The following is a 6,501-nucleotide window of genomic DNA, read 5'->3' as shown; positions in this document are numbered from 1 at the left end:
GGAAATCTACAAGAGTCCACAGCCGTGATAAGATAGGTAAATCAATGCTTTTATGGACTTTTATAGACTACTATAGACGGTGTTCCCTGCCTTCACACGGCAGGGGTCACAGGTTCAAATCCTGTACCGCCCACCAATTTAGATCAAAGGCTTAGCGAGAAATCGCTAAGCCTTTTTTCTTTTGTCGTAAGGATTCTGGTCGAAAACAACTTCCCGAAAGCCGACCGCAGACCGACGCGGTTTTAGGATTTGGCCGGAAATAACTTCCCCGGAAGTCGCGGACGCCCGGCGTTCCCATTGGCTTCGACGCCGCGCGGCCAACGGGAACGCCGGGCGTCCGCCGCTGGGCTGTCCGGCCCGCTTCCTTCGACTCCGCTCAGGAAGCGAACAGAACAGCCCGGCGGCATCGAAATCGGGAAGCTACTTCCGGCCAAATCCTAACGACTTACGGGATTGGGCAGAAAAATCTGTGCGGCCAGGCCAGGCCGTGTGGGCACTCCGAAGGCATGGCGCGCAGACTTTCCTCTTGTCCATGGTGAGCAAAGCCGCCGCCGCGTCGGTCTCACTGGATGCGGTGGCCGAATCGCTTTGGTTGGCGGTGGTGCCACACTTCGATGTCTGGGCCTGTCGGGGGATGCGGGCCCGCCCACGTTTCATCTTTCACATGGAGGCTAGCCATGATTGGTTGGGCAGTTACTTTCCTGGTTATCGGACTCATCGCGGCGGTGCTGGGGTTCTCCGGCATCGCGGGCACGGCGGTGAATATCGCTTGGATACTGTTCGTTGTCGGACTCATCCTGGCCGTCGTCTTTTTCGTCATGGGGCGGCGGGCGCCGCCCCTCTGAGTCCCAGCCCGTCGCCCGCCCGGCGCAACGATGCGCCATGTCGGGCGTCGGCATTGCTTCGTCCGCTTTGGGCAAGAAAAGCCCCCGGCCTGGGGGCTGAGAGGATGGTTTCGGGCTAGCCCAGAACGGTTCGGCCAGCCTGGGTCCGTGCGGTCGCGCTTCCCGCCGCCATGCGGGTCAGGAAGGCTCGGGCCGTTTCCACCATCGGCCCGGACGCGGCGCGGGGGTGGCAATCGGTCAGCATCCCGATGGGCACGATGTCGCTGTTCCGCCAGGGTTCCGGGCAGGAGGCGGCGTTCTCGAACTGGTCGACGTTCTCCTGGGGCGAGTAGCTTTCAGTGGGCAGGCCATCGGAGAAGACCACGGCGTGCCGGTCGAGCAGGACGTGGTAATAGGTGATTGAGTCCACGCTGGCGTCCCGGATCACGGTCTCGCCGTTGACCAGCGCCTTGGCGGGAATGAGGTGGTCGCGGAAGTACGCCGCGTGATTGGGCGAGACCCACAGGTCGCGGCTCGGCATCCCCGCCCCGAAGGCGTCCCGGACGATGCGGATGGGCTGAACCTCGTGGTCGAAGCCGCCGGTGGCATTGCGGGCGATGTGCCGCTGGCCCAGCCATTGGAGGGGACGCCAGCCGTGATTGAGGGTCCGCACCTCGTCGCCGGGCTTCAGGGATTCCACCGGGACATAACCGGCGCGGGTGAGAATGCGGGTGCCCCTCAGGAAGCAGGCGATGAAATCGGCAAAGGAGATTTCCGTACCGCTGAAACTCAGTGTCTCTATGCCGCTCAAGTCATCCGTGCCGTCCTGACCGGCGCCGCCCGAGTGAAAGAACCGATAAACCCCGCCGCCAAGCGACTGAAAGGTGTAATCGCTGGGGGTGCCGGAAAAATAAACCGTGTCGTTGCCGGTGCCCCCGATCAGGGTGTCGTCGCCCGCCCCGCCATCCAAAAAGTCATCGCCGCCGCCGCCATCCAACCGGTTATTGCTGCCGTCACCGGAAATGACGTCGTCAAAGGCGCTGCCGATGACGTTTTCAATGTTGGTTATGGTGTCGGTGTTGTTGTCATAGCCACCCGCGCTGCCGATATTGCTGGAGAGGTCCACGTTGACGCCGCCGTTCGTGACGACGGGGTCCACGGGCGCCGAGGCGTAGCTGACGGTGTCGATGCCATTGCCTCCGTCCAGGGTGTTGTTGCCCGCCCCGCCTTCCAGGGTATCGTTGTCGTCGCCCCCGGACAGGGAGTCGTCGCCCCCCAGGCCGTTTACCACGTCGTTGCCAGCCAAGGCGTCGATGGTGTCAGGATCGCTGGTGCCATCCAGGATGTCGTCGCCGGTTGTTGGTGTTGCCATTTGCTCGTCCTCAAAGGTGGGATGGAACTGTGGGGCGGCTGAGCCTTGGCCTTCGGCGCCCCGTTTATAGGATTGAAAAACTAACTCGGGCGTCCAGCCACCCGCTGTCGCAAGGTCCGCAATGCCCTTGCGCCACCGTCTGGGACCGGCTGAATCATCCGTCCCACCCCGACGCTCCGGCCGGTTTCATCCATGGCGGCGTGAACCGCTATATCGTCAACGAGGGCGACCCCATGGGTTCCGATTTTAACGGCTTGTCCATCAATTAGAAGGCTTGGCAAGCCGGTCAGGCGCTCTGCTCCGGTGTGGGGCTGGGCGCTGGATCCATGCCCGCCCTTAATCCCGGACCAACGCCTGATGCTCGAACCCCGGCGATGCGTCCATCCGATAGCGCAATTCCACCGCCAGGCCCGGTGCCGGGTCGCGCAATGGGCGGATTTCCACCGGGCAGGTCAGGCTGCAATCGTAATCCCCCAGGCCGATCTCGCCGAAGGTGGCGATGTGGGTCAGCAGCATGAAGCGGGTGGCGCTCTCGGGGCGGGGTTCGGGGACGGCGACCCGCGCCGGGGGGAACGCCACGTCCGTCAGATCGGGTTTGGCCCAGGCCCGCGCCGTGTCCAGGCTCAACTCGAAGACCTTGCCCAAATCCACCCGCGCCCGCTCGGGGCAATTGCCCTCGGCATCCAGCACGGGCATTTCCCGGCTTGGATCGGCGAGGCAGGCGCGGACATCGACCCGCTCGGGCACCAGGAGTCCGCCCGGCGCCAGTTGCAGCGCGAGGTTGAGGGTGATGGCGACCTGCGGTTCCTTGATGAGCGCCTTCTGCATGGTCTCGGTGATGACCACATGCGGGGGGCGATTCGACGGATGGCGGTACCGGGTCGCATCGGCCACCACGAACTCCCGCACGAAACCGCCGAGGCCGAGTCCCTCCAGCAGCCGGGCCACGGAATCCAGGCAATGGGGGTGGATGTCGAGCAGGGTGAGGCGCAGCGCTTCCGGGGAGAACCGGGGCAGGAGCGGCAGAACGAGGGTGGCGTAGGGTCCGGTGCCCGCGTAAAGCACTTCGATGCGCTGGCCGGGGAAGCGCCGTTGCGCCTCGCGGAGGGCGGCGTGCGCGCCTTGCAGGAAGCGGGTGGTGCGCAGGTGTTCCCAGGCGCAACGGGCGGCGTTGATGGGAGAGAGCGCCTTGCCGTGGGCGGTGTAGGTGTCGAGCCGGTGCTTGTAGTCGGTGCCGTTTTGGCCCGCGTCGAACCCCTCCAGGCTGGCGAACAGGTCGGTCAGGGCGTGCGAGGCGGCGAGGGCTTGACTGGGCGGCGCCGAAATGTCCAGCAGGGTGTCGGCGATAGCGCGGAGGCGGTCAGTGGGCGTGGTCATGGTGGCGTTGTGGGCGGAAGCGGCGCGGGGCCATCCGCGCTTGTGACGCGGACGGCCCCGTGCGGATAGGGGAAGCCCCGGGAGGCTTACGGGCGAACCGGGTACAAGCCGTTGATGCAGATGATCCAGTTCAGCACTTGGTAGGGCGACATATTGTCGTGGGGGCCGCCGCCGCCTGTGGGGGTGGTGGGGGCGTTGGCGAACGAAGCGGTGGCGGTGGCGGCGTCGCCCAGCGTGGTGTTGGCGCTGCTGGCGGCGGCGTAGCCGTTCACGTCACCCGAGTTCGGGTCGTTGGCGGCCGCGAGAACGTTGCCGGTCGGAACATGGGTGGTGCCCGTTCCGGTAAATGCCTTCGTGGCCGGAATCGCCACGCTGGCCTGGGCGGTCAGGGTATGGGTGTGGGCCGGGATTTGGGCGGTGGTCAGCGTGACGCCTTCTGCGCCACCCTTGGCGCCTTGGGGGCGATTCGTCAGGTTTGGTCCTGCTCCCGCGCCAATGATTGTCCGGCCACGCAGGTCGGGCAGCGCGAAAGTGGTCCGGCCATCGCCGCCGTACTGGACGCCGAGGATTGAGTAGAGGGCTTGGTATTGCGAGATCGTCAACAACGAGCCGTCGCAGACGTGCCAGCCATCCGGGGCGAAATTGCCAGCGAAAGGCATGATTTGTCCGAGATACGAATCCATTATGTTCTCCTGGAGTGTGGGTTTTGCCGCCGATTATGATTGAACGAAAAACCCGCCATTCGGCGGCAGCCAGCGGGTTTTTCGGGAATCGGGATGTGGCGGATTCGATGTTTCTGGTTGCTGTTTCATTGGTGGGCATGAAACCTATTCAGAGGATAGGTCTGAAACCCCTTGCGGCCAGATGGGCGGTGGCCCGTTGACCCCGGTTCGAGGGCGATGCAAATCCCACCTGTGATCCCGGGCGGGATTTGCGAACCAATACTTGACCGCCGGTTTTACGGTATGGGTTTAGCCATTGCCGACGCAGATGTAGTTCACCGAACCGCTCGTGGGGGCTGCCGCGAATGCGAACGAGAAACCCGTGCTGCTCACGGCGGTTAATTTAATGCCCGGTGTGTTATTGGTGCCGTTGCTGGTAAGAGTGCATACCGGCGTACCACCATTAAATGCTGAGCCAAAGGTTACGGAACCAGCATTGTATGCGGCTGTGCCTGTCACGATTTTCGCGGTGGCAATGGTGCCAGCCCCGTCTTGATACACGGTGGGGCCGCTGCCGCCGCCGCCCGAGCCATTCGACGCCGCCGTCACCCGGCCCGTCGCATCGACCGTGATGTTGGCGTTGGTGTAGCTGCCCTGCGTGACGCCAGAGTTGGCAAGACTGATCTGCGGGGTGGTTCCGCCAGTGGAAACCAACGGGGCGGAAGCGGTGACGTTGGTCACGGTGCCATTGCCCTTGCTGTTGAAGGTGTTCCAGTCGGTGTTGGACAGGTAGCCGTGGGTGCTGCTGGTGGCCTGCTGGATGGCGATGTTCGGGCTGGTGGCCGAGCCGGTGTTGGTGATCGGGCCGGTGGCCAAAACGCTGGTCACGGTGCCGTTGCCCTTATTGTTGAAGATGTTCCAATCAGTGGCGGACAGGAAGCCGCTGCTGCCGGCACCGGCTTGGCTGATACTGATGGCCGGGGTGGTGGTGCCGTTCGCGACGGAGATCGGGCCGCTGCCGGTCACGTTGGTCACGGTGCCGCTGGCGCCGCTGGCCAAGCTGATTTCAAGGTAGGCGGGATGGCTGGTCTGGATGGATTCCTTGCTGTCGAAGGTCAGGCTGGTGGTCGGGGTCGAGGCGGCTGGCTCGATGACCAGGCCGAAATTGTTGGCGGGTGTTGCCACCCAATCCTTCACCGCGTCGGTGACATCCACCGTGTGATAGGTGCCCGCCTGCGAGATGGCGGCGGCGCTCTCCACCGGGGTTCCCGTGCCAGGCGCGGTGGTGGTGACCCCGCTCTCGGTCCAAGTGCCGGTGGCCGGGCTGGCTTGCAGCTTGCCGGAGGCCGGGATGCTCTTCACAAACAACACCAAAGTGGCCTTGGCGATGTCGGTGGCCTGAGTGCCGGTCGGCAGGGGGGATAAATCGAATTTCACCAGACCCTTGACCGTGGGGGAGACCGTGACGGTGGTTGACCCGCCCGCGTTCGTCGCGTTGGTGTGAACATCGGCGACGGGTGGCGCGGTGACGGCCTGGGCGGTGAGGGGGGCCAGGCCCGCCACGAGAAGGGCCGCGCTGAGAGTGGATAAACGTGTGTTCATGGGATTTTCCTGTTATTGGAGATTGAACATGAGTGAGCCGGGATTCATGTCCGGCGCGGCTTCCGTCTCGAAATGAGCCACCGCTGGCGGGTTTCGCTGGTCGGGCGCGGGGTGACAGCCTTTCCTTGGTAGAACGTCCAGCACGGAGAGGCGTATTGCGTGACTTGCGTCCAAGTCTGACGGCCCCGTGACAATAATGGCAACTCGCAGGTTCCTAGCGGCGGCGTTTTTACACGCTTTATTGATGGGCGTCAGTAGCTTGTGTTTTCAGGCCGACTCCAAGCTGAAACGACGGGCGGGCATTGTAGTTTTTTATCGTGACGTTATTAAGAGGCAATAACGTAAATATTTACTTGATTCGAGGCATGAATGTTTGGCGCGTCTCTTATAAATGACGGCGCTTTCATGAAACGTGCCGGGGATCATGCCTGAGCTAAATGTCAAAAACATCAAGAATTGTTATTTTTGGATTATATGGGCGTATTGATATTCAAATATTCGCCTGATTAAGCCGCGCCTCATCTGCAAGACGGGGTGGGTTACGCGCCAGGGCAATCGCGCTATCTCCCTCTCGCCTTTGGGAGAGGGTTGGGGTGGGGGTATCCCATCAAAAGATTGACGGCCTTTCCGTTCCATCCTGAGATCGAATCCGTGATTTTTAGGG

At 62.9% G+C, this 6,501-nt stretch carries 5 protein-coding genes; 1 reads left to right on the top strand and 4 read right to left on the bottom strand.

Going from position 1 to position 6,501, the window contains the following annotated elements; genetic code table 11:
• Positions 1 to 677: 677 nt before the first annotated feature.
• Positions 678 to 845 (top strand): DUF1328 domain-containing protein, encoded by a 168-nt coding sequence (locus ACXWUF_RS16300; RefSeq protein ID WP_458495706.1) that lies wholly within the window; start codon positions 678 to 680, stop codon positions 843 to 845.
• A gap of 115 nt (positions 846 to 960) precedes the next feature.
• Here ACXWUF_RS16300 and ACXWUF_RS16295 read toward each other — a convergent pair whose 3' ends face one another.
• From ACXWUF_RS16295 to ACXWUF_RS16280, 4 genes are all read right to left on the bottom strand, one after another.
• Complete coding sequence (locus tag ACXWUF_RS16295) at positions 961 to 2,196, bottom strand: Hint domain-containing protein (protein ID WP_458495705.1); 1,236 nt, start codon at positions 2,194 to 2,196, stop codon at positions 961 to 963.
• 336 nt (positions 2,197 to 2,532) lie between these two features.
• Positions 2,533 to 3,573 (bottom strand): hypothetical protein, encoded by a 1,041-nt coding sequence (locus ACXWUF_RS16290; protein WP_458495704.1) that lies wholly within the window; start codon positions 3,571 to 3,573, stop codon positions 2,533 to 2,535.
• Between the two features lie 86 nt (positions 3,574 to 3,659).
• Positions 3,660 to 4,256: a phage tail protein gene (locus tag ACXWUF_RS16285; protein WP_458495703.1), complete on the bottom strand. Its 597-nt coding sequence runs from the start codon at positions 4,254 to 4,256 to the stop codon at positions 3,660 to 3,662.
• Between the two features lie 288 nt (positions 4,257 to 4,544).
• On the bottom strand, positions 4,545 to 5,837 hold the full coding sequence (locus tag ACXWUF_RS16280; RefSeq protein WP_458495702.1) for a DNRLRE domain-containing protein: 1,293 nt from the start codon (positions 5,835 to 5,837) through the stop codon (positions 4,545 to 4,547).
• Positions 5,838 to 6,501 lie beyond the last annotated feature (664 nt).

This window comes from Methylomagnum sp. (assembly GCF_054333355.1).
The sequence above is the reverse complement of the archived record's forward strand: the minus strand, read 5'-3'. Positions and strand labels throughout refer to the sequence as shown.